This is a genomic window from Dyella telluris (assembly GCF_014297575.1).
GTDB lineage: Bacteria > Pseudomonadota > Gammaproteobacteria > Xanthomonadales > Rhodanobacteraceae > Dyella > Dyella telluris.
Genome location: NZ_CP060412.1, coordinates 2,244,989 through 2,269,689, shown reverse-complemented (window position 1 = coordinate 2,269,689; position 24,701 = coordinate 2,244,989). Strand labels below are relative to the sequence as shown.

30 protein-coding genes are annotated in these 24,701 nt (G+C 65.5%); 8 read left to right on the top strand and 22 right to left on the bottom strand.

Features of this window, described 5'->3' with window-relative positions; translation table 11 throughout:
* Window positions 1-89: 89 nt before the first annotated feature.
* From H8F01_RS10250 to H8F01_RS10235, 4 genes are all read left to right on the top strand, one after another.
* Entirely contained in the window at window positions 90-1,046 is a 957-nt protein-coding gene (locus H8F01_RS10250; RefSeq protein ID WP_187058920.1) for a TolB family protein, read from the top strand.
* Window positions 1,047-1,133: 87 nt separating this feature from the next.
* On the top strand, window positions 1,134-2,225 hold the full coding sequence (locus H8F01_RS10245; RefSeq protein WP_238481213.1) for a sensor histidine kinase: 1,092 nt from the start codon (window positions 1,134-1,136) through the stop codon (window positions 2,223-2,225).
* Window positions 2,222-2,983, top strand: a complete 762-nt coding sequence (locus H8F01_RS10240; RefSeq protein WP_187058919.1) for a LytR/AlgR family response regulator transcription factor — start codon at window positions 2,222-2,224, stop codon at window positions 2,981-2,983. Before H8F01_RS10245 ends, H8F01_RS10240 begins: the two co-directional genes overlap by 4 nt.
* A gap of 130 nt (window positions 2,984-3,113) precedes the next feature.
* The gene (locus tag H8F01_RS10235) at window positions 3,114-4,091 is read left to right on the top strand and encodes a TolB family protein (protein ID WP_187058918.1); all 978 of its coding nucleotides are present in this window, start codon (window positions 3,114-3,116) and stop codon (window positions 4,089-4,091) included.
* 7 nt (window positions 4,092-4,098) lie between these two features.
* On the opposite strand, the gene H8F01_RS10230 is transcribed toward H8F01_RS10235, so the two are convergent.
* From H8F01_RS10230 to H8F01_RS10170, 13 genes are all read right to left on the bottom strand, one after another.
* Complete coding sequence (locus H8F01_RS10230; protein ID WP_187058917.1) at window positions 4,099-4,776, bottom strand: prolyl oligopeptidase family serine peptidase; 678 nt, start codon at window positions 4,774-4,776, stop codon at window positions 4,099-4,101.
* Between the two features lie 285 nt (window positions 4,777-5,061).
* On the bottom strand, window positions 5,062-5,523 hold the full coding sequence (locus H8F01_RS10225) for a GNAT family N-acetyltransferase (protein WP_187058916.1): 462 nt from the start codon (window positions 5,521-5,523) through the stop codon (window positions 5,062-5,064).
* A 7-nt stretch (window positions 5,524-5,530) separates the two neighbouring features.
* Window positions 5,531-6,697, bottom strand: a complete 1,167-nt coding sequence (locus H8F01_RS10220; protein WP_187058915.1) for an AI-2E family transporter — start codon at window positions 6,695-6,697, stop codon at window positions 5,531-5,533.
* Window positions 6,694-6,984: a hypothetical protein gene (locus H8F01_RS10215; RefSeq protein WP_187058914.1), complete on the bottom strand. Its 291-nt coding sequence runs from the start codon at window positions 6,982-6,984 to the stop codon at window positions 6,694-6,696. The genes H8F01_RS10220 and H8F01_RS10215 overlap by 4 nt, the downstream gene beginning before the upstream one ends.
* Window positions 6,981-7,445 carry an ABC transporter ATP-binding protein gene (locus H8F01_RS10210; protein ID WP_187058913.1) on the bottom strand — a complete coding sequence of 155 codons (465 nt, stop codon included), beginning with the start codon at window positions 7,443-7,445 and terminating at the stop codon, window positions 6,981-6,983. The genes H8F01_RS10215 and H8F01_RS10210 overlap by 4 nt, the downstream gene beginning before the upstream one ends.
* Before the next feature lie 75 nt (window positions 7,446-7,520).
* Entirely contained in the window at window positions 7,521-7,886 is a 366-nt protein-coding gene (locus tag H8F01_RS10205) for an ElaB/YgaM/YqjD family protein (protein WP_187058912.1), read from the bottom strand.
* A gap of 85 nt (window positions 7,887-7,971) precedes the next feature.
* On the bottom strand, window positions 7,972-8,127 hold the full coding sequence (locus H8F01_RS10200; RefSeq protein ID WP_019466508.1) for a DUF1328 domain-containing protein: 156 nt from the start codon (window positions 8,125-8,127) through the stop codon (window positions 7,972-7,974).
* Between the two features lie 129 nt (window positions 8,128-8,256).
* Window positions 8,257-8,877, bottom strand: a complete 621-nt coding sequence (locus H8F01_RS10195; RefSeq protein ID WP_187058911.1) for a YbhB/YbcL family Raf kinase inhibitor-like protein — start codon at window positions 8,875-8,877, stop codon at window positions 8,257-8,259.
* 60 nt (window positions 8,878-8,937) lie between these two features.
* Window positions 8,938-10,032, bottom strand: a complete 1,095-nt coding sequence (locus H8F01_RS10190; RefSeq protein WP_187058910.1) for a PQQ-dependent sugar dehydrogenase — start codon at window positions 10,030-10,032, stop codon at window positions 8,938-8,940.
* Between the two features lie 61 nt (window positions 10,033-10,093).
* A complete protein-coding gene (locus tag H8F01_RS10185; RefSeq protein WP_187058909.1) occupies window positions 10,094-10,495 on the bottom strand; it encodes a DUF3224 domain-containing protein in 402 nt (133 codons plus the stop codon).
* A 165-nt stretch (window positions 10,496-10,660) separates the two neighbouring features.
* Complete coding sequence (locus H8F01_RS10180; protein ID WP_187058908.1) at window positions 10,661-11,662, bottom strand: YheT family hydrolase; 1,002 nt, start codon at window positions 11,660-11,662, stop codon at window positions 10,661-10,663.
* Complete coding sequence (locus tag H8F01_RS10175) at window positions 11,659-12,477, bottom strand: lysophospholipid acyltransferase family protein (RefSeq protein WP_187058907.1); 819 nt, start codon at window positions 12,475-12,477, stop codon at window positions 11,659-11,661. The genes H8F01_RS10180 and H8F01_RS10175 overlap by 4 nt, the downstream gene beginning before the upstream one ends.
* A 51-nt stretch (window positions 12,478-12,528) precedes the next feature.
* Window positions 12,529-13,005, bottom strand: a complete 477-nt coding sequence (locus H8F01_RS10170; protein ID WP_187058906.1) for an Lrp/AsnC family transcriptional regulator — start codon at window positions 13,003-13,005, stop codon at window positions 12,529-12,531.
* Between the two features lie 146 nt (window positions 13,006-13,151).
* Between H8F01_RS10170 and phhA the strand changes: the two genes are divergently transcribed.
* Complete coding sequence (gene phhA / locus H8F01_RS10165) at window positions 13,152-14,042, top strand: phenylalanine 4-monooxygenase (protein WP_187058905.1); 891 nt, start codon at window positions 13,152-13,154, stop codon at window positions 14,040-14,042.
* Window positions 14,043-14,217: 175 nt separating this feature from the next.
* Window positions 14,218-14,829: an OmpW/AlkL family protein gene (locus tag H8F01_RS10160; RefSeq protein ID WP_187058904.1), complete on the top strand. Its 612-nt coding sequence runs from the start codon at window positions 14,218-14,220 to the stop codon at window positions 14,827-14,829.
* A 79-nt stretch (window positions 14,830-14,908) separates the two neighbouring features.
* On the opposite strand, the gene H8F01_RS10155 is transcribed toward H8F01_RS10160, so the two are convergent.
* A complete protein-coding gene (locus tag H8F01_RS10155) occupies window positions 14,909-15,592 on the bottom strand; it encodes an RES family NAD+ phosphorylase (protein ID WP_187058903.1) in 684 nt (227 codons plus the stop codon).
* 166 nt (window positions 15,593-15,758) lie between these two features.
* Window positions 15,759-16,151 (bottom strand): MbcA/ParS/Xre antitoxin family protein, encoded by a 393-nt coding sequence (locus H8F01_RS10150; protein ID WP_187058902.1) that lies wholly within the window; start codon window positions 16,149-16,151, stop codon window positions 15,759-15,761.
* Window positions 16,152-16,296: 145 nt separating this feature from the next.
* Between H8F01_RS10150 and H8F01_RS10145 the strand changes: the two genes are divergently transcribed.
* Window positions 16,297-16,824 carry an SRPBCC family protein gene (locus H8F01_RS10145; protein ID WP_187058901.1) on the top strand — a complete coding sequence of 176 codons (528 nt, stop codon included), beginning with the start codon at window positions 16,297-16,299 and terminating at the stop codon, window positions 16,822-16,824.
* A gap of 61 nt (window positions 16,825-16,885) precedes the next feature.
* Here the strand turns inward: H8F01_RS10145 and H8F01_RS10140 are convergent, their stop codons facing one another.
* From H8F01_RS10140 to H8F01_RS10110, 7 genes are all read right to left on the bottom strand, one after another.
* Entirely contained in the window at window positions 16,886-18,676 is a 1,791-nt protein-coding gene (locus H8F01_RS10140; protein ID WP_187058900.1) for a DUF885 domain-containing protein, read from the bottom strand.
* The gene (locus H8F01_RS10135) at window positions 18,673-20,343 is read right to left on the bottom strand and encodes a SulP family inorganic anion transporter (RefSeq protein WP_187058899.1); all 1,671 of its coding nucleotides are present in this window, start codon (window positions 20,341-20,343) and stop codon (window positions 18,673-18,675) included. Before H8F01_RS10135 ends, H8F01_RS10140 begins: the two co-directional genes overlap by 4 nt.
* 182 nt (window positions 20,344-20,525) lie before the next feature.
* Window positions 20,526-21,233: a helix-turn-helix transcriptional regulator gene (locus H8F01_RS10130; protein ID WP_187058898.1), complete on the bottom strand. Its 708-nt coding sequence runs from the start codon at window positions 21,231-21,233 to the stop codon at window positions 20,526-20,528.
* Window positions 21,234-21,308: 75 nt separating this feature from the next.
* Complete coding sequence (locus H8F01_RS10125) at window positions 21,309-21,938, bottom strand: glutathione S-transferase family protein (protein WP_187058897.1); 630 nt, start codon at window positions 21,936-21,938, stop codon at window positions 21,309-21,311.
* A 10-nt stretch (window positions 21,939-21,948) separates the two neighbouring features.
* Window positions 21,949-22,353, bottom strand: a complete 405-nt coding sequence (locus H8F01_RS10120) for a GFA family protein (RefSeq protein ID WP_187058896.1) — start codon at window positions 22,351-22,353, stop codon at window positions 21,949-21,951.
* On the bottom strand, window positions 22,350-22,544 hold the full coding sequence (locus H8F01_RS10115; protein WP_187059429.1) for a hypothetical protein: 195 nt from the start codon (window positions 22,542-22,544) through the stop codon (window positions 22,350-22,352). Before H8F01_RS10115 ends, H8F01_RS10120 begins: the two co-directional genes overlap by 4 nt.
* A 26-nt stretch (window positions 22,545-22,570) precedes the next feature.
* Window positions 22,571-23,185, bottom strand: coding sequence for a DJ-1/PfpI family protein (locus tag H8F01_RS10110; protein ID WP_187058895.1), 615 nt, complete (start codon window positions 23,183-23,185; stop codon window positions 22,571-22,573).
* A 221-nt stretch (window positions 23,186-23,406) separates the two neighbouring features.
* Between H8F01_RS10110 and H8F01_RS10105 the strand changes: the two genes are divergently transcribed.
* Window positions 23,407-24,420 (top strand): class 1 fructose-bisphosphatase, encoded by a 1,014-nt coding sequence (locus tag H8F01_RS10105; protein WP_187058894.1) that lies wholly within the window; start codon window positions 23,407-23,409, stop codon window positions 24,418-24,420.
* The last annotated feature ends 281 nt before the right edge of the window (window positions 24,421-24,701 follow it).

The window sequence follows — 24,701 nt, the reverse complement described above, 5'->3', positions numbered from 1 at the left end:
GCTTGTCACAAACGTGGCGACGCATGGCGCGGGACATCCTAGGTTGATGCGCAGATTCCTTTACCTGCGTATCCAAGGGAGTGCCCGCCATGATGTGGCAACAGATGATCTGTGTCGTCCTGCTCGCGATCTCGCCGCTGATGACGCCCGTGCCCGCCAACCCGCCCAAGCCGATCGCCTTCCTGCCCGGCGATCTCGCCGATGCCGAGTCGCCTGCCTTCACGCCGGACGGCGATACCGTCTATTTCATGCGTGGTTCCGAGAACGGTGCCGCCGTGATGGTCTCGCACCGCGCTCATGGCAAGTGGTCGGCACCGGTGCCTGCATCTTTCTCCGGTCACTGGCGTGATGGCGACCCGACCATGGCGCCGGACGGCTCCTACCTGATATTCACGTCCAACCGACCTGCCATGGCCGGGGGCAAGCCCATTGACGCCGTGCGCCAAGGGAAGGTGCTGGCCGGCCAGGGCCTCAACCTGTGGCGCGTCGACCGCGAGGGCAACGGCTGGAGCGAGCCCAGGCGCCTCCCCGATACCGTCAACACCTGCACCAGCACGTTCGCACCCAGCGTGGCGTCGGATGGCAGCATCTATTACATCGGTTGCGCGCCGGATGGCGTGATACGACCCATGCGGGCCATCCACGAGAACGGCCAGTACCAGGCCGCATATGCGGTGGCGGTAGGCGACAAGGATGCGCAGGTCCGGGATGTGGCTATCGCACCGGATCGTTCGTTCATGGTGTTCAGCATCCGCCACGATCCCAGGCAACCGTATCGGCTCGCCATCGCCTTCCACACGCCCAACAACTGGAGCGAGCCGGAGGACCTGGGTGATGTGGTGAACGGCGGCACCCACAGCATGGGCTCGCAGCTGGGCTGCGACCATCGCACGCTGTACTACTCCAGCGATCGCACCCTGCCCTCGTCAGGCTCCCCGCAGGACAAGGGCGGTGACGACCACATCTGGCGCGTCTCGCTGGCGCCGTGGCTTTCCGCGCATGGCCTGCCATCGGACGCTTCCCCGGCGCCCTGCGTGATCGGTTGATGCACGCCTTCAGGCACTGTCGCCGCGACACCGCGGCGTTCCACACTGTGCCGGTTCGCTGCTGCGGCCCGCGCCGGTGAGGCTCCCGTGTCCGACCTGATGACTGCGCCACGCTGGAAGATCTGGGGACTGGTCTTCGCCTTCTGGACCTTGCTGGCCCTGTCCTACACGGCCAGCTCGGTGATCTCCATGATCAGTGAAGGCGAGGCCTTCAACTGGACACGCCCGCTCACCTGGAACCTGGCTAACGCTTACCTGTGGATGCTGCTGACGCCCGCCGTCAGTTGGCTCGGTACGCAGGGTGGCACCGGTGGCTGGGGACGCTTCTGGGCCGTACACGCGCCCGCCAGCATCGTGCTCGCCGCTGCACAGGTCATGCTGGTACTGTGCATCTACTGGACGCTGTGTGGACCACCAAGCTCGCAACCCCATCTTGCCTTCGGCGCATTCGCGCGCATGCAGTTCGCCTATAACTTCCACCTGAGCGTGCTCACCTACGGCGTGATGCTGGTGGTGCTGCGCGCCATCGATTCGCAACGCCGGCTGCGTGACGAGCGGCTGCGCAATGCCAACCTGGAAACCCAGCTCGTACAGTCGCAATTGCAGACACTGCGCGTGCAGCTGCAACCGCATTTCCTGTTCAATACGCTCAACGCGATTTCCGCGCTGGCGCTGGCGGACCCGGTGCAGGCGCGACAGATGATCGCGCGGCTCAGTGATTTTCTCCGCCTGACGCTGGAGGAACGCCACGCCCAGCAGGTGCCGCTGTCGCGCGAAATGGAGTTCCTCAACTGCTACCTCGGCATCCAGCAGGTGCGCTTCCAGGATCGGCTCACCACGCACCTGGATGTATCCACGGACACCATGCGTGCGCTGGTTCCCAACATGATCCTGCAACCGCTGGTGGAGAACGCGCTGCGCCACGGGCTGCTCGACAAGACTGAGCGCGGCACGCTGCACATCGAGACACGCCGCGAAGGCGATGCATTGCTGCTGCGCGTGGATGACGACGGCATCGGCCTGCCGCCCGGTGGCGCGAGGGAAGGCATTGGCCTGGGCAATACGCGCACGCGGCTGGACATGCTGTTCGGCGACGCCGCCACCGTGGAACTGCAACGCAGGGCGAACGGCGGCACGCGCGTGGAACTGCGTTTTCCGTTCCGGGAGTGCGCGGCATGAATACGCCCGCCATCCGCACGCTTCTGGTCGACGATGAAATGCTGGCACGCCTGGCGATACGGCAGGCGCTGGCTTCGCACGAGGACGTCGCCATTGTCGGTGAATGCGCCAATGCGAACGAAGCACGGCAGGCCATCGAAGCACTCGACCCCGATCTGCTGTTCCTGGACATCCGCATGCCCGGCATGGACGGTTTCCGATTGCTGCAGGGCATGAAGCGCGATCACCTGCCGATGGTGGTGTTCGCCACGGCATTCGGACAGCATGCGCTGCGCGCGTTCGATGCCAATGCGATCGACTACGTGCTCAAGCCCATCGACCAGGAGCGCTTCGACCAGGCCATGGCACGCGTGCGACGCCACTGGCGCGGACTGCACGCGGGCGGCGATGGCGCCACCGTGGCAGCGGCTCCATCGGCATCGCCCTTCCTGCAACGCCTGAGCGTGCAACAGGGCGAGCATATCCGGGTGATCGCGGTGGATGACATCGACTGGATCCGCGCCGATGGCAATTACGTGCATATCCATGCGGGCGTGGCGACCTATCTTCATCGTGAATCGCTACGGCACCTGCTTGGCCTGCTCGATCCCGCCCGGTTCCTGCGCATCCATCGCGGCACCGTGGTGAACGTGGAACGCATCCACGAGGTGCATCCGCTGTTCCAGGGAAGCGCCGAGGTGGTCCTGAAGGACGGTACGCGCCTCAACCTGAGCCGCCGCTTCCGCATGCCGGCGCGGCGCGCGCTCGGCATGGCCTGACCGCCGGCGGCGCGCTGGCAACCGCTCGTCACGCCGCCGCGACCGGCGGTCACAAATCCGCTGCGCATTGATGCCCGTCACTTCAGGATGAAGTCGCTTCACCGTCCCCAACTTCAAAGGAATGTCCTTCATGCCGTCGAAGCCGCTCATTCTGATCACGTCTCTTTTCGCTGCGCTGGCCACCGGCTCGACCTTCGCGGGCGAGCTGGTCGGCCCGGGCACGATCTCCACCGGCTTGCAGGAAACATCGGCGGCGCTTAGCCGGGACAACAACACGCTGTATTTCATGCGCTCGGATTTCGCCGAGAAGGACGACACCATCCTCGTCTCGCAGCGTCAGGGCAGCAGTTGGAGCACGCCGGAAGTCGCGCCGTTCTCCGGCCAGTGGCATGACTCCGAGCCGGCGATGTCACCCGATGGCAAGCGCCTGTACTTCGTGTCCAACCGCCCGCCGCATCCGGGTGATGCGCCGATGATGGCCGAGATGGACGGACGCACGTTTACCGGGAAGCACCTGTGGTACGTCGAACGACAGGGCGATGGTCGTTGGGGAACACCCGTGCATGTGGATGGCGCGCACAACGACGGCGCCATGATCTACAGCCCGTCCGTGGCCGCCAACGGCAACATCTACTTTTCTGCCCATCGTCCCGATGCAGGCAAGGCGTACCAGATCTATGTGGCGCGCCGAACGGCGAACGGCTACGCCCCGCCCGAGCGCGTGGATCTGGGCGAGGTCGATCACAACCGCATGGACCCCAGCGTGGATCCGCAGGAGCGCTTTCTTGTCTACGCGGGCAACGAGGGCGATTCGCTGGGCAGCGCGGATATCTACATCGCCTTTCGCGACGACAAGGGACAATGGGGCAAGCCGATGCATCTACCCGGCGACGTCAACAGTGCCTCGCTGGAAAACGCACCGGCGCTCGGGCGCCATTTCGGCGAACTGTACGTCAGCAGCAACCGGGAGAGTGACGTCCGTTTCCCGAAGACGCTCGATGACGCGGCCTCGCTGCAGCACCGCCTGGAAGAGCCCCTCAACGGCTCGCGCAATCTGTGGCTGTTCAACATCAGCGACGTACTGAAGGCGCACGGCATCGACCAGTGAACCGCAGCTACGGCGGGTGCTCGACGAGCCAGTCGCCGGTAGCCTTGCGCACCACTGCCAACGTAGCGGGATCGCTGGCCCACTGGTGGGACATGCCAGCGGGCCGGGTCAGCTGCAATCGTTGCAGCTGTTCACCATAGAACGGCTTCAGGCGCTCGACCAGCGACGACACCGCCATCGCATCGATCACGGCGTCGTCGGTGCCCTGCAGGAACAGCAGTGCCGGACGATGGGCGGCGATCTGCGATACATGCGCGGCAGCATCGCTTTCCTGCGCCAGCGCGCGCGAAGCGGGCGACCAGGCGTAGGTCTTGCCGGTGGCCTTCTCGTACGCCTGTACTGATTCGCTCAGGCCAGTGGAAGGGTTGATGAGTACCGCCACATCGATGGCTACCTTGGCTTGTATCAGCGCATCGAGCGTCGCCGCGCCACCTGCGGAAAAGCCAACCAGCGTCACCGATGCGCCCTGCTGCATGCAGGCGTTTTTCCGCAATGCGTCCACCACGTTTGGCAATTCGTCGGCCGCGCCGACCACCACGGGCTTGAAGACCAGCAGGCCGACGTCTTCGCCTTGTCGCCGCGCCAACTCCTTCATACCACCTTCGGGCGCACGCGCACCGAACAAGGGCAGGCCAAGGTAGACCTTCACAGCATCCACGTCGTCCAGGGGCAACGCTTCCATCATGGCCTTTTCGCTCGCGGGCGGACCGAAGCCATGCCAGAGGATAATCGGTGGCTTGCGGACATGATCAGGCACGCGAAGTATCGCGGGGACGCCGGCAAGCGTGGTTTCACGTACGGCGGGAGTCTGGCTGCCGGATGGAACACCGCAGAGCGGCCGTGTGTCCGCCGCCGGGGAAGCCGCTAAGGCAACAGAGCTGCAGCATGCGAGCAGCCACGCAAATGCTTTCGCTCCCGTCTTCCCTGCATGCATGGCACCCACCCGCTGCGAACGTGAGATGCCCCGACACTACAACGGCTTGCGGTACACCAGAAAGCCTGACTTCTCGGCTAGCTTGTCGTAGAGCTGCATGGCGGTCGCATTGGTTTCGTGCGTTTGCCAGTACACCCGTCCCGCGCCGGCTTCGCGCGCCTGCGCGTAAACCGCCTCGATCAGCGCGCGACCGACTCCCAGCCCGCGCGAGGCCGGTACGGTGAACAGGTCCTGCAGGTAACAGTTGTCCGCGGGGTTGGTGGTGTTGCGATGGAACAGATAGTGCGCGAGGCCGAGCAGCTGGCCTTCACGCTCGGCCACCAGCGCATGCATCGGTTCGGCCGGATCCAGGAAGCGCGACCACGCGATGCGCGTGAATGCCTCCGGCAACGCCGTTTCTCCACTGCGCCCATAGAACGCGTTGTAGCCATCCCACAGCGGCTGCCAGGCGGCGAAGTCCTGCGCCGTTACAAAGCGGATGGCGAGCGGCGCGGTCATCCGGCGATCAGCGCTGCACCATGCGCACAAACCAGCGCCAGCCACGCACGCGCTCGGCCACGAGCTTGGCGCTGGTGAGCATGGGTACCGCGAGCAAGGCGCCTGGAATGCCCCACAGCCAGCCCCACACCAGCAGCCACAGCAGGATCGCGATGGGGCTGAGCCGCATGCGATGACCCTGGATGAGTGGCGTGACCACATTGCCTTCGAATGCCGTGATGCCGGCAAAGGTGAGCGCCGGCAGCAAGGCCGAACCCGCCTGGTTGAAGTTGAGCAGGCCCACTACGGCGAGCACGGCGGTGGTGCTGATCGCGCCCACGTAGGGAATGAAATTGGCGAGCATCGCCACTGTTCCCCACAACAGCGGATCGGGCATGTGATAGAGCCACAGCATGCCGGCCGTGGCGGCGCCCAGGCCAAGATTGATCAGCGTGGCGGTGAGAATGTAACGCGATACCTCGAACTGGATGCCGCGCACCACATGCACCGCATGGCGCTTGTAGCCGAAGCTCGGCGAGGCCTGCACCAACCGCCTGAGCATCAGGTCGCCGTAGACGAGGAAGAAGAACACCAGCAGCACCACCGTGAGCACGCCCGCCAGCACCTTGGGCGTGGTGGCCACGATGTCCCAGATGGTGATGGAAAGCGGTGACTGCACCGAACCCTGCACGCGCGTCGGCCCGGTCAGGCCTTGGGTGGCGCGATTGGCAGCCTCCAGCGGCTGCATCACGCTGCGCAGCTTGGGAATGAAACTGCGAATGGCAGTCGGCGCCTCGTGCACCCAGCCCAGCGCGGGTTGGGTGAGCATGCCGATGCCAGTGCCGATGCCGGCGATCAGGCCGATCATCAACACACTGGCACCGAGCCAGCGAGGAATACCCATATGCGCGCAGCGCGCCACGATGGGGTTGAGTGCCAGACCGATGAAGGAGGCAAGCACCAGCGGTATCAGCAACTGCTTGGTGATCGTCACCGTGTACAGCAGCGCCAGCGCCAGAAAGATGTTGAGCACCATGCGGATGCCGCGCAGGTGTCGCCGCGCGCTCTGGGCGCGGTTCACGTGCAACAGGTTCAGCCTCGGCTCGCGACTGGGCACCATCGCTTCGACGGGCAGATCCAGAAGCGCCTCGTCACCCGCGGCGACAGGCGGTGGCGGGGACATCGGCGTGTTCATGAAAGGTCGCTGTGTTCCTGCGCGAAATCCGCGACCAGTCGCATGGCCTGTCCGACCACTTCCGCCGCCGTGCCGCTCAACAGGGCGCCAAGGCCGGGCACGCGGAGCGGATGCACGTTGAGCTGGCCAAGCACGAAGCCCGCTCCGGCCGCCATGCCCACGGTGGTCAGCGGGTAACGCTGGCCGCGCGACAACAGGGCCTGGGCGGGCACGGCCAGTTCGCCACGGGCGTTCTGCGCGCGGTCCTGCGCTTCTCGTACCGCATGCAGTTGCTTGATGAGGCTCATGGCTCGTCCTCCGGGCGGGGATCGGCCTGCGGGTCGGGACGGCGCAGGGTCTCGCGCATCATCGCACCCCATTCGCTCCGCGTCGCGGGCAGCGTCATCCAGTGCATGCAGCGACGGAACAGCAGCAGCGCCCCGCCGAGGAAGACCAGTTCCACCACGGCCAGCGACACCAGGGCCCAGGTCCACGAACCGAACCACTGCGCCAGCAGCCAGCCGATCAGGCCCAGCAGGGTCAGCCCGAAGCCGACGGCGGCCACGGTGGCCACCAGACCGGCCACCAGCAACCAGTGGACGGCGCTGCGCGCCAGCCCCAGCTCGGCCGCCAGCAGCTTGAGCTGAGCTCCGAACAGCTTCTGGAAGGCCCGGCCGAGGCGGCCGATGTCGTCCAGCAGGCCCGGCGGCGCAGGAGAAGGCGTCTCGTCGGGCGAGGCGGGCGCGTCATCGCGTCCGGTCTGGTCCATCCGCTGTCCTCGGCTGTGAGCCTATGGGTAGCCTCGTCGCTGCGATGAGGCCATTGAACGGGCTCAGGTGATCAATCAGCGGCGGAGTATGCGGCCAAGCAACCAGCCGGCGCCAATGGCAATAGCCACCGACTGCACAGGCTTCTCGCGCACGTAGTCGCGGGCGCGCTCCAGCCATTCATCGGCGCGGTCGATGGCGTCGTCGTACGCCTCGCGGCCGCGCTGGCGATACTCGTCAGCCTTCTCGGTGGCCCGCGTGGCGGCATCTGCTGCCTTGTCGGTGGCGCGATGCAGGCCGTCCTCGACGTGATCGGCAGCGCGCTCCACGGCTTCCTTGGTGTTCGTCACGGCGGTCGTGGTGGCCTGCTTGATGCGCTCGGCACGTTCCTCGATACGCTCGGCAGCCGTGTTTTCCTCGTGCGCCTGGACTTGCTTGTTCATGACGTTCTCCGATGAGGCGGACATTCACTGTAACCAATGTGTTCGGTCGTGCGTACCGGGGGATGCCGCTCCAGCGTGCCCTCGTTCAACTCGCGCGACGAAAGAACGCAATGATGGCCAGGATCAGGAAGATGACGAAGAGAATCTTCGCCATGCCTGCGGCAGCACCCGCGATACCGGTGAAACCGAACAGCGCGGCAATGACGGCAATGACCAGGAAAACCAGGGCGTAGTGGAGCATGGTGCGATCCTCTCGGCGGGCATGACATCAACCCGCCGACATTCACCCACAGCCTGCGCCTTGCGAGCGTGAAGATAGCCTCAGTCCGGACCGGCCTTTGGTCACCGTTCACGCTCGCGACGAGGGCATTCAGGCTGCCGCGGGATTGATGGTGTAGGTGCCCATGATCTCTGCCTCGGCCAGTACATGGCCGTCCATCGCCTCGCGCAGTTCATTCACGGTGAACCCATCGGCGAGCCGCAGGCTCTCTACGTCCAGCGCATACAGGCGGAAGTGGTAGTGGTGGACAATGGAATCGTTCCACGGCGGGCACGGACCGTCGTAGCCCAGGTATTCACCGCGCATATCGGCATCGCCGGCGAACCAGCCGGTGTAGTCGTTGATGCCCTGCACGCTGCCCGGCGGCCCATACGGCGCGCGCTTGCCGCGTGCCACGATGCCATTGCTGCAAGCGCCTTCGGCCAATTCGCCGCACTCGACGGGAATGTTGGCCATCAGCCAGTGCACGAACTCCACGCGCGGAAGGTCGGCCGGCACCACGCGGCCTTCCTGGTTCACGTCGTCCGGCTTGCTCGGCACATCGAAGTCGAGGCAGGTGAGCACGAACGAGCGCGTCGCGTGCGGCGCGCCATTCCACGCGAGGTGCGGACTGAGGTTGTCCGACAGGGCGAAAGGTTCGCCGCGTTTGCCAAAGGCCAGTCGCGTCGGCATCGGCTGCCCGTGTTCGAAGCTGTCACTACGCAGTTGCAAGGTCGTTCTCCCGGATGAATGGCGATGAATCGAGTGTCGCGTCGCCGTGCAGGCGCCGCATCAGGGTTTTTCGTAGGTAACGCGATAGACCGCGCCGGCCAGGTCGTCGCTGACGAGCACGCTGCCGTCAGGCAGCGGCTGCACGTCGGCGGGACGACCCCAGGCCCGTTCGTCCTGCTGGAAACCGTCCAGCAGTGGCTCATACGCGGTGACCTTGTCGCCGTTGAGATGGACGGCCATCACGCGATAACCGGATTTCTTGCTGCGGTTCCATGAACCATGCTCGGCAATGATGATCGCGCCCTTGTAGCTGGCCGGGAATTGCGCCCCTTCATAGAAGCGCATGCCGAGCGACGCCACGTGCGCGCCCAGCTTGTAAACCGGCGGCGTATAGTCCTTGCAGTTCTTGCCCTGGCCGAACTCGGGGTCGAGCGTGTCGCCCTGGTGGCAGTACGGATAGCCGAAGTGCTCACCGACATGCGACAACCGGTTCAGCTCGTCGCTGGGCATGTCGTCGCCCATCAGATCGCGGCCGTTGTCGGTGAACCACAGTTGCTTCGTCGTCGGCTGCCAGTCGAAGCCCACGGTGTTGCGGACGCCGTAGGCCACGTCTTCCAGCCCGCTGCCGTCCGCGTTCATGCGCGTGATCTTGGCGTAGTCCTTGCCCTTGTCGCAGATGTTGCAGGGTGCACCAACCGGCACATACAGCTTGCCGTCTGGCCCGAAGGCAATGAACTTCCAGCCGTGATGGGTCTCGGTGGGAAACTTGTCGTTGACCACTTCCGGCGTGGGTGGGGTGTCGAGGTGATTCTCGATGTCGCGCAGCACGAGGATCTTGCTCACGGCGGACACATACAGGTTGCCGTCCTTGAAGGCCACGCCCACCGGCAGCTGCAGGCCGCTGGCGATCACGCGCACCTTGTCGGCATGCCCGTCGCCCCTGGTGTCGGTGAGGGCATAGACCTTGCCGGCACTGTTGGAACCGACGAATACCGTGCCCTTGGCGCCCAGTGCGATTTCCCGCGCGTTCGGCACCTGGTCCGAATACACCGCGACGTGGAATCCCTTCGGCATCGTGAGCTTGTCCAGCTGCGGTGCCGCCATCGCCGCCTGGGCCATCAGCAGCCCCAGCAGGCCAAGGATCAACTTGCGCATGGAACACACTCCATGGAGGGAGTCTGACAGCGTACCGCCATGTCGCCGCGAGGGGGTAGCGTCATGGGCTATCGGGCAGGCTGTAGTCGAGATCGTACGAATGCACGCCGTTCGCGATAGTGATGGTCAGGTGCCCTGCGATGCCGGCAAGTCCGTCCGTGCCCGAATCCGGCACGATGGTGACGGAGAGCTGCGGCGTGCCACGCGTCAGCGTGCCGGCGTGCTGCAGTGCGAAACTGCCCTGGCGGCCGTGCACGCTGCCGTTGACCCGTTCCATCGCCACGTAGCCGGCCGAGCCGTCCACGGCCGTACCCACCGCCAGCATCTGACCATGGCCCTCGCCCTGCATGTCGCCGTGGAACTGCTTTTCGATGGCCATGCGGCCGACGCTGGGATCGCCTACGCCTTCGTCTGGTGCCTGCGGCGTGATCTTTACCTCGAAGCTGCCCTTGGCGTGAGCCATCTGCTTGTCTCCCGGTGGAATGACTGGCGATCCTGACGCGGATGATGCAACGCCGTCGTGACGAACCGCGCGTAACCCTTCCTGCAGGAGCGCACCCTGTGCGCGACTGGCGTCCACGGGTTGCCCAGTCGCGCACAGGGTGCGCTCCCACCGGGAAAGAAAGGATCAGGGCACGATCGCGTTGAAGCGCGCGGCGATGTAGTCGTCGGTGAAGCTGGTCATGTTCCAGCCACGGATGAAGCCGCAATGGCCGCCGTAGGGTGAGATGTCCAGCTCCACGTTGGCCGGCAGGTCCAGCTTCTCGAAGGCTGCCACGGGAATGACGGGATCATCGCGCGCGGTAAGGATGGTGCACGGCACGTGCATGTCCGCCAGCGCGCGGCCGGCCACCGAATAGCCATCCAGATAGGCTTCCAGCGACGCGAAATTGGTATGCCGCGCCACCAGCGACGCGGTAAGGCCGCGCAGGTTCTGCTTGAGCTCGGCCAGCTCGAAGTATTGCTGGTGCGGGAACGCTGCCTGCTTGGCCTGCAGGGAGCGGCGCCACTTGTGCATGAAGTACGCCTGGTAGAACCACGGCGCCTGGCCTTCCAGCGAGAACAGCCCTTCGCCCGGATCGATGATCGGGCACACCGCCAGCGCGTAGCTCAACGGCAGACCTGCCGCCGGAGCCTGCATGGCGGCACGCAGCGCGAAGTTGCCGCCCAGCGAAAATCCTGCGAGCGCCATCGGCCGGTTGGGGAAACGCTGCGCGATATCGCCCAGCGCGTGCACCACCTCGTCGATGCGGCACGAATGGAACAGCGCCTCGTTGAGATGATGACTGTCGCCGTGGTCGCGGAAATTCAGGCGGAAAACGTCCCAGCCGTCGCCGAGCAGGCGGCTGCCAGTCTGCAGCACATAGGTGGAATCGACGCTGCCTTCCCAGCCGTGGAACAGCACGGCAAGTCCACGCGACCGGGGATGCGTCTTCTGCGCGGTGTAGGCGCCGGTGAGCCGCACGCCATCGCCGCCGTCGACCATCATCGGCTCCGAACCCTGCAGCACGGTCTGCGCCGCCTTGGGCAGCAGCATGCGACGCACGCCGCTGGAAGACAGCATGGTCTGGATATGGCCACTACGCAGCGGCGCCGGCGGCAGAAAATCCTTTCCCTTGGGCAGCGTCATGCTTGGTTATCGGTGCCGGGCTTGTCTTCCAGCGCAGCGGCGATGCGCTCGCGCGAGGTTTCGGCCATGCGACGGCGCGCATCCGGCGTGGCCGGCACGGGCTCGAGGAAGTGCACCTCGGCATCCAGCGGCGCCTCGCCCAGCAGGCGCAGGAAGTTCTGCATGAAGTTTTCGTGGTCGCGAAAACCGGCATCGACCACGCGGCGACCGGCACGCGCAAAGCGCAAGGCCACCGGCTGCACCGGAACTTCCGCATCCAGCGCGGCCTGGAAGATGCGCGCGTGAAACACGCGCAGCACGCCGTTATGGCCGGTGCCACCTTCGGGAAACACGGCCACGGAACGACCTGCGCGCAGACGATCCACCATCACCTGCATCACCGCCGCCAGCGAATGGTTGCTGCCACGGCGATGGAAGATGGTGCCACCCGCCGAGGCCAGCCAGCCGACCAGCGGCCAGCTGGCGATTTCCGCCTTGGCCACGAAACAGGCCGCGCGCTGGCTGTGCAGCAGCTCGATGTCGATCCAGGAGGTGTGATTGGCGACGAACAGCACCGGGTCGGCCAGCGGCTTGCCCACCCGAACCGAACGCAGGCCGAAGATGCGCAGCAGCGCGGTGGACCACCATCGGATGGTGCGATGCGCAAACGGCTCGCGGCCATTCTTCATCACTACATCGCGGCGCCAGGTAAGCACGAGCGAGCAGAGCAGTATGCCCAGCACGATGTGCAGCAGCAGCAAAGGCACGCGCCAGAGGTAGCGCAAGGGTCGCATCAGGTCTCGGCGGGCTGGGGCGGTAAGGGAATGGCTGTTCATCAGTCCGGTTAGTTTAGCGTTAGTCGCTGGCTGCGTCCCTGCGTCGCACCATCAGTGCTCCCGTTGGCCCAGCGGCAGGGCCGACGAGTGCTTCACGGTGCGCAGCACGAAGCTGGAATTGACATCCGCCACGCCCGAGGCGTTGAGCAGCCGGTCGAGCAGGAAGCGGGAGAAATCCTGCAGATCAGTCACATAGACGTGCAACAGGTAGTCCATGTCGCCGGTCAGGGCATAGCAGGAGACCACCTGCGGCCAGTCGTTGACCAGTTCCACGAAGCGCTCGACCTGGGCGCTTTCGTGCTTGGCCAGCTGCACGCGGACAAAGGCCTGCAGCCCGAGCCCCACCGCCTGAGGGTCCACCTGGGCGCTATAGCCCGTCAGCACGCCATCCGCCTCCAGGCGCTGCAGCCGGCGCAGGCAGGCCGAGGGAGACAGGCTGACCTTGTCGGCCAGCTCCGCGTTGGTGATGCGCCCTTCCGACTGGAGGACGGCAAGAATCCGCAGATCGGTACGATCCAGAGTAGCCATGGCAATAAATCTCCATAGATACGATTGATGGAACACGATTATTGCTCAATCGAGCTGTACAGATGCAACAAAACAATCAACGTGCGTGGCAATCGCCCTATGCTGAAGCGTCAAAGCAACGCCGGCCTGATCGCCAGGAGCACGCCATGAACACCACACCGCGCCGCGTAGAGCACCATCAGACCGACCGTGGCTATGTGCCGGTGTATGCCACGGGCGTCGTGGAGCAGCCGTGGGCGGACTACACCGCCACCGACCATCAGGTGTGGGACACCCTCTACGCGCGCCAGCGCGACCTGCTGCCCGGCCGTGCCTGCCAGGAATTCCTGGACGGCGTGGAGCGCTTCGGCATGGGCGACGGCGGCATCCCCAAGTTTGCCGACCTGAACAAGGTGCTGGGTGCCGCCACCGGCTGGGAGCTGGTGGCGGTGGAAGGCCTGCTGCCGGACGAGGTGTTCTTCGATCATCTGGCCAATCGACGCTTTCCGGTGAGCTGGTGGATCCGCAAGCCCGACCAGCTCGACTACCTGAGCGAGCCGGACCTGTTCCACGACCTGTTCGGCCATGTGCCGCTGCTGCTCAACCCCGTGTTCGCTGATTACATGCAGGCCTATGGCCGTGGCGGCATGAAGGCGTTTGCGATTGGTCCCGAAGCGCTGATGAACCTCACGCGCCTGTACTGGTACACGGTGGAGTTCGGCCTGATCAACACCAGCGAAGGCATGCGCATCTACGGTGCAGGCATCGTCAGCTCCAAGGGCGAGTCGATCTACTCGCTGGATTCCGCCTCCCCGAACCGCATCGGCTTCGGCCTGGAACGCGTGATGAGCACGCGCTACCGCATCGATACCTTCCAGCAGACCTACTTCGTGATCGACAGCTTCGAGCAGCTGTTCGACGCCACGCGCCCGGACTTCACGCCGATCTATGCCAGCCTGCAGGCACAGGCCGCGCATGCCGCGGGCGACGTGCTGGACAGCGACCGCGTGTTCACGCGCGGCAATCGCGAAGGCTGGGCAACCAACGCCGATACCTGAGCCCAGGTGCATGCAACACGCAGAAAGGCCCGCCATCGTGCGGGCCTTTTGCTTTTCCTGACGTCGGTGCCTGCGTCCGTATGCCCCGTTTACGAATGATCTGGATCAAAAGCACGCAACGAGATCCTAACGACCATGGCCTTGTCCCCCACGAAAGACACAACGGAACCACGCCATGAAAGTCCTGCTCCCTCTCGTCCTTGCCGCTACGTTCGGTGCGGTTGCTGCTCCCGCCGCCCACGCCGACGACAACTGGGTCGTGCGCGTCGGTGCCGCCGTCGTGGCGCCCAAGAGCAACAACGGCACGCTTGCCGGTGCCCGCGCCGACGTGAGCAGCAGCGGCCGGCCCACCATCGACCTCGAGTACATGTTCACCCCGAACTGGGGCCTGGATGTACTCGCCGCCACGCCGTTCCTGCATGACATCAGCCTTGCCGGGCTGGGCACGGTGGCCCGCACGAAGGAGCTCCCCCCGACCTTCGGCATCAACTACCACTTCATGCCTGGCGCAGCCTGGTCGCCCTTCCTCGGCGCCGGCGTCAACTACACCAACTTCTTCGGTACCCATGCCACCGGCGCGCTCTACGGCAGCAGCGTCAGCATCGCCAACAGCTGGGGCCCGGCAGTGCGCGCGGGCTTCGACCTGAAGATCTCCGAGAAGTGGCTGGCCACGGTGGACGTGCGCTGGGCCTATATCGAGGGCGATGTGAAAGTCGACAACGCCAAGGTAGGCACCGCCAAGATCGACCCCATCGTGTTCGGCGCCAGCGTGGGCTATCGCTTCTGACAAGGGGAGACCTGTCGGCAAGGACGCCGCGGAGGCCCTTCGCAAGAAGGGCCTTTTTTATGCCCGGCGCGCGGACCGGCTAGCCGCGCTTCCACTCATCGACGGTCAGCACCTGGGCGATGCGCTGGCCGTCCCAGCGATACATCAGGTGCTGTGCCTGCACGCAGGGCGCCACGCGGTCGGGATAGAACACCGCCACGCATTCGCCACCGGCATGGCGCACGCTGTCGTAGACCAGTCCATCGGAACCCGCGTTGCGCAGCTTGCGCGCCAGCGCGACGCCGGCGGCATAGTCATCCGCATCGTGCTCGGCCTTCCACCCGCCACGCAGGTCGTGCAGCTTCGCCTGGATGCTGGTGCTGTAGCAGCGCATTTCGATATCGCAGGCCGGTTCCGCCGTGGCGGCAAGGAAGAGCTCGCGGTGATAGACCGTTTCCTCCACCGCCGTTGCCACGCTGTGCGCGGCGTAGAACACGCCCCAGCTGCCATCGGAGAACCGGCTGCCTTCGGGGTTGAGGTGGGTGAATGCCGCCATCACCGGCGTGGTGCCGGGGCCACTGATGCGACGCTCGGCCGGCACCAGCTGCAGGTCGCCCATCTCGTCGCGCAGGCGCGGATTGGTCATCGCCTCGATGGCGTACAGCGCCTCCAGATCGCCCGGCTCGGCGATGCGGTCGAACACGCCAATGGGCGGAAAACGGCTGGGAACGATGCGGTAGGCATGGCTCCAGCGGATGCGTTTGAGCGGTGGAATGTCGGCCATGACGTGCAACTCTCACGCGATCTGCCAGAGGGAAAGAGTATGGCGGAGAGGCGTATCGCCGGTTGCGACGTAAGGCCAGGAACGAGTGAAGAGAAGTGAGAAGTGAGAGTCGCAAGCTCTGCCCTTCTCTCACTCCTCACTTCTCTTCACTCACTTCTCGCTCTGATCACCCGCGCTGGGCGTCCAGATACTGGCGTACCACGTAGAGATCGGCCACGTTGCCGGAAAGCATGCGATCCAGTGCGGAGTGCCCGCCGAACATGCTGGCGCGGTTGGCGCGATGGACCCAGCCATCGGCCTGGGCGGTGTCGGGGAACAGGATCTGCAGGTCCTTGAAGATGCCCAGCAGATAACTGATGCGCTCCAGCGTGTCGCGGCCCAGGGTGCCGCTCTGCAGCCGCTTCCACTTGTAGAAGGTTGATTCCGGCGGATCGCCCAGCAGGCGGCGCTGGTCGGCGATGCGCAGGTTCCAGCGCTCGGCGATGTTGAAGAAGGCGCGCAGCGCGGGGCCGCCGAGATCAGAGGCGGGATGACTTGCTGGCTGGAGATGAGCCGCCATGGTTCGACTCTCCCTGTGAAGTTGATAGCTACTTTACTTTACTGGTGAATTTTTCGCCAGTGGGCGGGTTATCCACCGTTTGGCCAGTACTGGCCAGTTATCCACAGACGCATACTCCGCCCTGCCCCAGCCGGGAGGAAACGCCATGCGTCACCAAACCCTTGCCGCCGCGGTCCTTTTTTCGTGGGTCAGCCTTGGCGCACACGCCGAGGTCAAGGAAGCCGCGCCCGACCACCTGCTGATCCAGGACAACCGCACCATCCACGCGCCGCCGGACAAGCTCTATGCCGCGCTCACCGACGTGGGCCACTGGTGGAACAGCGAACACACCTATTCCGGCGATGCCTCGCACCTGAGCCTGAAGGCCGAGGCCGGCGGCTGCTTCTGCGAGCGCTGGGCTGGCCAGAGCGTGGAACATGGCCGCGTGATCTGGGCGGCACCCGGCCACGTGCTACGGCTGGATACGGCGCTGGGACCACTGCAGTCCCTCGCGGTGAATGGCGTGATGACCTTCACCCTGAAGCCCGCGCCCGAGGGCACGGCGCTGCAGTTCGACTACCGCGTCAACGGCTCCGGCGCGAGCGGCCTGGACAAGATCGCCACGGCCGCCAACGGCATGCTGATGGATCAGCTGGAACGCCTGCAGCGCTATGCGGAGAAAGGAAAGCCCTGAACCCCAGGGCAGTGGCACTCGCTCGCGGGTGCCACTGCTCCGTCGGGCTTAGACGACGTGCTTACTTCTTTGCGTCCTTGCCCTTGCTGCAGTCACAGCCGAAATCCGGCTCCGGGCCGCCTTCGGCGATGAACTGGTCCACGCGCTTCTCCAGCACCGGCAGCGGCACGGAGCCGATCTGCAGCACGGTGTCGTGGAAGTGGCGGACGTCGAACTTCGGGCCCAGCGCCTGCTCGGCCTTCTGGCGCAGCTCGCGGATCTTCAGGTAGCCCAGCTCATAGGAAAGCGCCTGGCCCGGCCAGCTGATGTAGCGGTCCACTTCGTTGGCGATCTCGCGATCGGACAGCGCGGTGTTCTGCGTCATGAAGTCGATCGCCTGCTGGCGTGTCCAGCCCAGGTGGTGGATGCCGGTGTCCACCACCAGGCGGCACGCACGCCACATCTGGTAGGTGAGGTAACCGAAGCGGTCGTAGGGCGTCTTGTAGATGCCCATCTCGTTGCCGAGGTATTCCGAATACAGGCCCCAGCCTTCGCCGTAGGCGGAGATGTAGCCCTCGCGGCGGAAGTCCGGCTGGCCGTGCTGTTCGCTGGCCAGCGCCAGCTGCAACGAGTGGCCCGGCGCCGATTCATGCAGGGTCAGTGCCGGCATGTTGTAGAGCGGGCGCGACGGCAGGTCATAGGTGTTGACCAGGTACTGGCCCGCGCCGCCGCGACCGGAGGTGTAGTACGGCGCGATATCCGCCGGCACCGGCACGATGGCGAAGCGTCCGCGCGGCAGGCGGCCGAATTCCTTGCCCAGCTGCGCGTCCACCTGCTTGGCCACCCAGGCGGTGCGCATCAGCAGTTCGTCAGGCGTCTTGGCATAGAACTGCGGATCGGTGCGCAGGAAATGCAGGAAGTCGGCAAAGCTTCCCTTGAAGCCCGTCTCCTGCATGGTCTTGACCATCTCGGCATGGATCTTCTCCACCTGCTCCATGCCCACCTTGTGGATGGCATCCGGATCCATGTCCAGCGTGGTGTACTCGATGATCTGCTGGCGATACCACGCCTTGCCGTCCGGCATGGATTCAGCCGCCAGCGTGGTGCGTGCCTTGGGCACGTACTCGTTGCGGAAGAAGGTGAGCAGGGTTGCGTAGGCCGGAATCACCTTGGCGCTGATGGCCTGCTTCGCCTGCTGCTGCAGCTTCGCAGCATCGGCGGCAGGCACCGTGCTGGGCATTTTCTCGAACGGCTTGTAGAAGCTGCTCTGCGTCGGATCCTTCAGTTCTGAAACCGACGAAATGGAAACGTCGCGGCCCTTCAGGACCTCTTTGGGCACGGTGAAGCCGCGCGCCAGGCCGTCGCGCATGTTGGCGATCTGCTGCTGGAAGTACGCCGGCACTTCGTTGAGGCGATCGATGTAGCGCTGGTAATCCTGCGTGGTGCGCAGCTTGTCGCCTTCAAGCACGTAGCTCAGGTCGCTCCAGAACGCCGAGTCGCTGTTGAAGGGCATCTGCCACTGCTTGAATTTCTGCGCGGCCAGCAGGTTCTGGATCTGCGCGCGGTACACCGCGTAATTGACCTGCTCTTCCGGCGACAGCTGCTTCACGTCCACGCCGTCGAGGTCGTTGGACACCTTCTGCCAGTAGTCCAGACGCTTCTGCTGGTTGGCGGCATCCACGTTGTCCAGGCGCGACCCGTTGGGCTGTGCCTCGCCCGACGTGGCGATGCCCGACTGACCGTTGCGCCAGGACCACTCCTGCTCGTAGATCTGCTTGAAGCGCGCGTCGGCGGAGGTATCGGCCCAGGCGGGCGCGGCAAGAGCGAGCGTGGTGGCGGCGGCCAGCCAGGTCGTGCGGAGAGCTTTCTTCACTTCGGGGTTCCCTTGGACAAAGAGGTGGTGAGCGGCGATGCCGACACGGCATCCTCCACGCTCCAGTCTTCCAGCGCCTGTGGCGGAAGCTGGGGTAAGGCCATGCGTGAGAGGGCATCGCGCGCCTCATCCTTCAGGCGGGCCACGCGCAGTTCGATGCCACGGTCGGCCAGCCAGGTGGCGAAATCGCCGATGGCTTCGAGCGAGGTGCCGTCCAGATCAGGACAGACTTCCAGGCTCAGCACCACGCGCCGCAGGCCCTGGCAGGCCTCCACGCGATGGCGGGCCTGCGCCAGCACGGCCTCGGCGTTGGCGAAGAACAAGGGCTCTTCCGGACGGACGATCAGCATGCCGGGTACCTGCAGCGCGCCAGGATGCTGCCCCATGTCGACGAAATCATGGCCGTCCGCCAGCCGGCCCAACACGCTCAGGCGCGGCGTGGCGAGCTGGCGCAACAGCATGATCAGGCTGAAGGCGATGGCGCACAGCAGGCCATTGAGGATGCCCAGCGACAGCACCGCCACCACCGCAGCCGCCAGTACCAGCCGGTCGCGATGCCAGCGCAGGTAAGGCGCGAACACCGACACGCGCAACGACTTGCTCACCGCATGGATCACGATGGCCGCCAGCACGGGCTGCGGAATACGTTCGATCCAGCGCAGCGCCAGCAGCACCAGCACCAGCACGCTGGCCGCGCCGATCAGCCCCGCCAGCCGCGACTGCGCGCCCGCCGCCTCGTTCGCCGAGGTGCCGGAATAACCCGCGCCCACCGGCATGCCGTGCAGCACGCCCGACAGCACGTTGGCGACACCGAGTACAAGCAGGTCGCGGTTCGGGTTCACTGCGTCGCCGTGCTTGAGCGCGAAGCCGCGGACGGAGCTGTACGACTCCGCATACAGGATCAGCAACAATGCCGCCGCCAGTTCAACACTGGGCAACCACTGACCACTCTTTGGCCAGGTGGGCCAGCCCAGATCCGCAGCCAGGCGAATCTCCCCGGTCAGCCCCACGCCATGCGCCGACAACCAGCCCGACGCCGCCACACCGAGGGCGATAGCCACCAGGCTGCCCGGTAGCCGACGGAAACGCTCGCAGGCGAACAGCAGGAGCAGCGCCACCACGCCCGCCCCCAGTGCTGCCAGGTTCACCTGTGGCAATACCTTCGCCAGCTGCACCAGCAAGGCCGGCACGAAATCGCCGTGCACATCCGCCACGCCCATCAGGTGCGGCAGTTGCTTGAGCGCGATGACGCACGCCAGACCAAACGTGTAGCCGCGCAGCACCGGGCGCGCGATCAGATGCGAAAGCCCACCGAGCCGGGCCGCACCGGCAATGAGGAAACAGGCGCCGCCCAACAGCACCAGCGTGGCCGCCATGGCCACGCGCGACACATTGTCCACGCCCGCCAGGGCCAGCGTACCCGCCGCCAGCACGGCCGCCGATGACGACGTCGCCGAGACGATGGCGTAACGGCTGCGCCCCAGCAGGCCATACGTGGCCAGGCCCACGAACAGCGCGATGACGCCGGCCTGCGGAGGCAGGTTGGCGATGCCGGAATAGGCAACGGCTTCGGGAATCAGCAAACCAGCGATGGAAAGGCCGGCGACCAGGTCCAGGTGCCAGGTGACGGGTGCCTTGGCGACGACGGGTAGGGGTGTCGTGGGCATGCGGCGCTCCGGATGGGTGCACGGGGAGCGTAGCGGGTTTTGGGCGGCGTGGCCTCGGGAACACGTTGGCCGGTTGCCGCGCCCCGGTTTGTCTGCCGGATGATGCAGGGGGACGAGGGATGCCGCCGCTTCCGCTCGCCGCTCCGAGCACCTACCGGACGAACCGGCGAGAGAACAGAGAGCTACCCCTCCATTCCCTCGTAATAACCGCGCATCGCTTCCAGATAGGCATCCAGATTCCGCCCATCCACCTCACCAAACCGCTCGCCCGTCACGGTGCACCCTGCGATGCGATCCGGCCGGAAATTGCGGAAGCCCACGCGCAGGCGGCACCACGTTCCCAGTGTCCACTTGCCACCCCAGAACGCCAGGCACAGCGGTTCCACCTCGCGCGTGGAAGTGCGCCCCGCTTCGTCGCTGTAGTCCAGGCGCAGCACCTGGCTGTCCGTGATCGCCGCGTTGAGCCGGTCGATCAGCGCGGCGAAATCCGTCTTGCTCTGATCGCGCCAGATGGGTGCATAGATGCGCGTGCGCGTCGCGCGCTCGCGCAGATCGGCGGGCAACACCGCTTCGATCTTGAGCAGTGCGGCCTGTGCGCTTTCGGCCAGCTTCTGGCCAGCGAACGCACGCACGAAGCGCGTGCCCACCACCAGCGATTCGAGCTCGTCGGCAGTGAACATCAGCGGCGGGATGTCCGAGCCCTTGCGCAGCAGGTAACCGACGCCGGCTTCGCCCTCGATGGGGACGCCGGAGAGCTGGAGGTCAGCCACGTCGCGATAGACGGTGCGTAGCGAGACACCGAGCGTGCCGGCCAGCTGGCGCGCCTGCAGCGCGGTACGACGCCCGCGCAGGGCGTGAATGATGAGGAAGAGCCGGTCGGCACGACGCATTCGCCGATGATGGCGGAGCGAGGCGCGCGCGGCCAGCGCCGGGAGTCATGGGTGTGTCGCAGCGCCCACTTCACGTCACGCCGCCAATGTCGCCGCCAGCGCTTCATCCAGCTCGGCCGCCCGCTGCATGCCCGGCCGTGCCATGACGCGCTCCACATAGGCGCTGACCACCGGCAAGGCCGGCACCAGCTTGAACATCGTCATCCACCGCAGCGCGGTGCCCCACAGCACGTCGGCGGCGGTGAAGCGCTCGCCCAGCATGTACGGACCGCGTTCCAGCTGCGTCACCAGCGTGGTGAACATGGTGTCCCAGTCACCGTAGGGACTGGTGGATGGCGGCACCGGTTCTCGCTTCATCGCGCGATCCACGGCGGCAGGCTCGAAGCACGAGCCGTAGAACACCATCCAGCGCAGATACGGACCACGCAGGGGATCGTCCAACGCAGGCGCCAGCCCCTTGTCTGCGTAAAGATCGGCAAGAAAAAGGAACACTGCCGGCTGCTCGGTCACCAACTCGCCGCGATAGGCGATGGCTGGCACCTTGCCCATCGGGTTGATCGCGGTGTACGGCGCGGCGCGCTGCTCGTTCTTCTTGAAGTCGAGCACGTGCAGGTCGTACTCCACGCCCAGTTCTTCCAGCAGGCCGCGGGTGCCGGCGGAACGGCTGTTGGGTGCGTGATAGAAGGTGACGCGTGGCGCGGTCATGGCATGTTCCTCACAGGTAGCTGGTAACGGCGGGTGCGTTCCACCAGTTGTTGTCGCGACCATCGGAATAGCGAATCGGAGCGGCAGCCCATTCCTCGTCGCTCACGTCGTCCAGGCAGGTGACGTTGACAGAGACGAACTCGCCGCCGATCTGTTCCACATAGCCACGGTGGAACGAGTGCGTGCCGCAGTGACGGCAGAACAGGTTCTGCGTGCTGTCGGTGCCGAAGCGATAGTTCACCAGCGCGTCTTCGCCGCTCACGACGCGGAAGGTTTTCAGGTCCGCCATGGCGCCCCAGAAGCGCAGCTTGCGGCAGATGGAACAATTGCAGCGGCCGGTGCCGGCGGAGAGATCAAGATCTGCTTCATAGCGAACCGTGCCGCAATGGCAGCTGCCGTGATAGGTGCGGGTCATGCGCGAGCTCCTCGTAACGTGTTGGATGCGGCAGGCGCACGCGTCGCCGCGACTTCCTTGCTCTGCTCCACCTTCTTGCCCTTCTCCGGCTCCGGCGCGCTGACCGGCAGTCGGTACTGGCCATCCATCAACAAGCCCCGCAGATAGAGCGGGCGATAAGCCATCAGGATCTTTCCAAGCGGGAATGCCATGACGTCCTCCTCGTCGGGTTGCTTGATCAGGCCGCCACGGCGGCGGCTTCACCGGCGCACCACGGTGGCGGCTGGGCGTGCTTGAACAGGCGGTACCAGTGCTCGCGATCGCTCGGGTTGTAGAGATCCAGCGCGCGGATCACCTCGCGGGCAAATTCCACGCTGCCGAGCTGGCTGGCGGTAATCACCCGGCCATCGCTCACGGCGAGCGCCAGCGGGTCGAAGTGCTCCGCACCGGCATAGCCGGGTACGTGGGCGCCGATGTGGCCGGGCCAGCTGCCGGTATGACGGCAGGCATCCAGCAGCCCGGCCCGGGCCAGCACCAGCACACCACTGTCCACGGCGGCCACCGGCGCGCCCGCCGCATGGACACGGCGCACCGCCTCCACCGCTTCCTCGCCATGCCCGTGTTCCCACAGATATCCGCCGGGCACGATCAGCAGCGCGGCGCGTCGCAGGTCGAGCTGGTCCAGGGTCAGTTCCGGCACTACCCGCAGGCCCGCCATGGACAGCACCGGCTGCAGGGAAAAGCCCACCGTCTTCAACTGCCAATCGCCCGGACGGCGGATTTCGCAGAGCGCATGCGCCGCATGCCAGTCCGCAAAGCCGTCGAACGCCAGGAAATACACCGTGTCGCGCATGAGACTCCCTCCTTCTGACGAGAAGGAAGTGTGCGGACCCCCTGCTGCCAACGTGTTGTCAGCAGGGGTAGCCCGATTCCTCCCGCGCCGCCGCCTTGACCCCGGGTGGTTTCCCGGAAAATGGTTTAAGAACGGGAAGATGAACCCACTGGTCAGCTTTTGAGCTGACAAGCGGAGGCATCTGCCGGGACAATAGGCATCCCTTTGCTTGCGGGTTTGCCATGAAGTCCATCTCGCTCATCCAGTTCCTCATCGAGGAACGCCGCGCCGGCCGCATGAATGCCGAGCTGTCCCTCCTGATCGAAGTCGTGGCGCGCGCCTGCAAGCGCATCGCCGTGGCCACCAACAAGGGCGCCCTGGGCGGCGTGCTGGGCGAGGCCGGCACGGGCAACATCCAGGGCGAGGCACAGAAGAAGCTGGACGTGATCTCCAACGAGATCCTGCTCGAAGCCAACGCATGGGGCGGCCAGCTCGCGGCGTGCGCGTCGGAGGAAATGGAAGATCCGCAGCCCATCCCCGACATGTACCCGAAGGGCCACCACCTGCTGCTGTTCGATCCCCTGGATGGCAGCTCCAACATCGACGTGAACATCTCGGTGGGCACCATCTTCTCGGTGCTGCGCTGCCCCGACGGCATCACCGAACCCAAGGCTGAGCACTTCCTGCAGGAAGGCACCACCCAGCTCGCCGCCGGCTACGTGGTGTACGGCCCGGCCACCGTGCTGGTGCTCACCTTTGGCCACGGCACGCATGAGTTCACGCTGGACCGCGAAGTGGGCAGCTTCATCCTCAGCCGCCGCGACATCCAGATTCCGCAGGAAACGGCCGAGTTCGCCATCAACATGTCCAACCAGCGCCACTGGGAAGCGCCCATGCAGCGCTACATCGGCGAGCTTCTTGCCGGCAAGGACGGCCCGCGCGGCAAGGACTTCAACATGCGCTGGGTCGCTTCGATGGTGGCCGACGTGCATCGCATCATCACGCGCGGCGGCGTGTTCTTCTATCCGCTGGACGCCAAGATCAAGTCCAAGGGCGGCAAGCTGCGCCTGATGTACGAAGCCAACCCGATGGCTTTCATCATCGAGCAGGCCGGCGGCGCGGCCACCACCGGTCGCGAACGCATCATGGACATCAAGCCGTCCGGCCTGCACCAGCGCGTGCCGGTGTTCCTCGGCTCGAAGAAGGAAGTGGAAGTGGCGACGCATTACCACGTCGAGGCGGACGCCGCGGGGTAAGGCGTCGCTGGGGAAGCTGGCGCCGAAGCCGGCTTCCCTTTGATGTTCTGGGCGGTGTGGCGCGGTCTGGCCATGGTGACGCGCCGCCATGCTTCCTCTCCCGAACGGGAGAAGATCAGGCCGTCCAGGCGGCTGGCAAACACCGGTAGGAGCGCACTTGTGCGCGACCGCAGCGCCGGGTTGATACCGCTTCCGTCAGGCTGCCGCGCACAGAGTGCGCTCCTACAGACATGCTTGCCGGTGGCAGTTGTGCAGCATGCCTCTCGGGGTTTTACCCCGGG